The organism is Rhizobacter sp. (assembly GCF_035702065.1).
Classification (GTDB): domain Bacteria; phylum Pseudomonadota; class Gammaproteobacteria; order Burkholderiales; family Burkholderiaceae_C; genus Rhizobacter.
Genome location: NZ_DASSRA010000502.1, coordinates 1 through 2,565 on the forward strand (window position 1 = coordinate 1; position 2,565 = coordinate 2,565).

The following is a 2,565-nucleotide window of genomic DNA, read 5'->3' on the forward strand; positions in this document are numbered from 1 at the left end:
GCCGAAGGCGCGCTGCACTTCGACAGTGCGCACCGCGCTCCTGGGCAATACGTGGACCTGCGCTTCGAGATGAACGTGCTGGTGCTGCTCTCGGCTGCGCCCCATCCCCTGGACCCGGCATCCACCTACGACCCGCAGCCGGTGCAGCTCACCGCCTGGCGCTCGGGCACCGCCGGGGCCGACGACGTGTGCCGCTTGCACTGCGCCGAGAACGGGCGCGGCTTCATCAACACCGAACGCTGGTTCCTCTGAGGCACCCACCATGACCATCATCGAAAGCCAGCTGGACCCGGCCCGTGCCATCGCCGACGAGACCGTGCCGGCCGGCGAACCCTGGATGAAGCGGCTCACGCGCGGCCAGGTGCTGCGCATCGTCGACCTCGAAGGCAACCAGGCCGTCGACACCCTCTTCTACAACGCGCACGAGCCGCTGGAACGCTACAGCCTGATGCACACCATCCAGGCGCAGGGCCGGCTGTACCTCACCGCCGGCTCGCGCCTGATGTCGAGCGAGGGCCGGCCGCTCATGACCATCGTGGCCGACACCTGCGGGCGCCACGACACGCTGGGCGGCGCCTGCGCCTGCGAGAGCAACACGGTGCGCTACGCGCTGGAGAAGCGCGCCATGCACAGCTGCCGCGACAGCTTCCTGCTCGCCATCGCGAACGACGAGCAGGGCCTGCACAAGCGCGACATCGTCTCCAACATCAACTTTTTCATGAACGTGCCGGTCACGCCCGAAGGCAAGCTGACCTTCGAGGACGGCATCTCGGCGCCCGGCAAGTACGTGGAGCTGCGCGCCGAGATGGATGTGACGGTGCTGGTCTCCAACTGCCCGCAGCTCAACAACCCCTGCAATGGCTACAACCCCACGCCGGTGCGCATGCTGGTGTGGGACGCGCTGGCGTGACTGCGAATGCGTCATCCCGGCGCACGCCGGGATCCACTGCCCGCCTGCCGGAGTGCTTGCCACCGGTGGATCCCGGCGTTCGCCGGGTTGACATGCAGGCAACGCGTGCTGGACGACCGGCGCGCGCATCCCGTGACCCGCAGGACGACCTGCCCCCTGCACCCCGCACACCATGTTCAAGAAAGTCCTGATCGCCAACCGTGGCGCCATCGCCTGCCGGGTGATCCGCACGCTGCGCCGCCTGGGCGTGGGCGCGGTCGCCATCTACTCCGAGGCCGATGCTTCCTCGATGCACGTGGCGCTGGCCGACGAGGCCGTCTGCGTTGGCCCGGCTGCCGTGAGCAGCAGCTACCTGTCGATGCAACGCATCATCGACGCTGCGCTTGCCACCGGCGCGCAGGCCATCCACCCGGGCTATGGCTTCCTCTCCGAGAACGCTCAGTTCGTCGAGCTGTGCGAGGCGGCCGGCCTGGTCTTCCTCGGCCCCACGCCGCAGCAGATGCGGCTCTTCGGCCTGAAGCACACGGCGCGCGCGCTGGCCACCGAAGCCAAGGTGCCGCTGCTGCCCGGCACCGGCCTGCTCGACAGCCTGGCCACAGCGCTGGCCGAGGCCGAGCGCATCGGCTATCCGGTGATGCTCAAGAGCAGCGCCGGTGGCGGCGGCATCGGCATGCAGATGTGTGCCGCGGCCAGCGACCTGCGCGACGCCTTCGACTCGGTGCGCCGGCTCGCGCAGGCCAACTTTTCCGATGGCGGCGTGTTCATCGAGCGCTACATCGCCAACGCACGCCACATCGAGGTGCAGGTGTTCGGTGATGGGGCGGGCCGGGTGCTCGCGCTGGGCGAACGCGACTGCTCGCTGCAGCGGCGCAACCAGAAGGTGATCGAGGAGACGCCCGCCCCCAACCTGCGGCCCGAGGTGCGCGCGGCCCTGCTGGATACCGCACGCCGCCTCGCGCAGGCGGCCTCGTACCGCTCGGCCGGCACGGTCGAGTTCGTGGTCGATGCGGGCACGCAGGAGTTCTTCTTCCTCGAGGTCAACGCGCGCCTGCAGGTGGAGCACGGCGTGACCGAGGCCGTGACCGGCGTGGACATCGTCGAGTGGATGCTGCGCCTCGGTGCCGGCGAGATGCCGCCCTTGGACAGCCTGACCATCGAAGCGCGCGGCCACGCCGTGCAAGCCCGCCTCTACGCCGAAGACCCGGCGAAGAACTTCCAGCCCTCGACCGGCCTGCTCACCGAAGTGGTCTTCCCGAGCGACCTGCGCGTGGACACCTGGATCGAACGCGGCAGCGAGATCGGCGCCCACTACGACCCGATGCTGGCCAAGCTGATCGCGCACGGCAGCAACCGAGAAGACGCTTTGGTGAAGCTCGGTCGCGCGCTCGATGACACGCGCATCGCCGGGCTCGAATCGAACCTCGGCTATTTGCGTTCGCTGATGAGCTTCGCGCCCTTCACCGAAGGCCGCCACACCACGCGCAGCCTCGCCGGCTACCAGCCGCTGAGCCGTGCCATCGACATCAGCGCACCCGGCGTGCAGACCTCGGTGCAGGACTGGCCGGGCCGCGTGGGCTACTGGGACGTGGGCGTGCCGCCCTCGGGCCCCATGGACTCGCTGGCGCTGCGCCTGGCCAACCGCCTGGTCGGCAACC

The 2,565-nt window shown here is 69.4% G+C and carries 2 protein-coding genes and 1 pseudogene; all 3 read left to right on the forward strand.

Going from position 1 to position 2,565, the window contains the following annotated elements; all coding sequences use genetic code 11:
• Nucleotides 1-252 (forward strand): annotated as a pseudogene (locus VFL64_RS22570) (urea amidolyase associated protein UAAP1); the annotation flags it as partial.
• 10 nt (nt 253-262) lie between these two features.
• Nucleotides 263-910 (forward strand): urea amidolyase associated protein UAAP2, encoded by a 648-nt coding sequence (locus VFL64_RS22575; protein WP_489542636.1) that lies wholly within the window; start codon nt 263-265, stop codon nt 908-910.
• 172 nt (nt 911-1,082) lie between these two features.
• On the forward strand, nt 1,083-2,565 hold a 1,483-nt coding region (locus VFL64_RS22580; protein WP_489542637.1), incomplete at its 3' end, for an ATP-binding protein.

Excerpts from the sequence above, each read along its gene's own strand:
- VFL64_RS22575 (WP_489542636.1), top strand. The coding sequence starts at position 263 with ATGACCATCATCGAAAGCCAGCTGGACCCGGCCCGTGCCATCGCCGAC.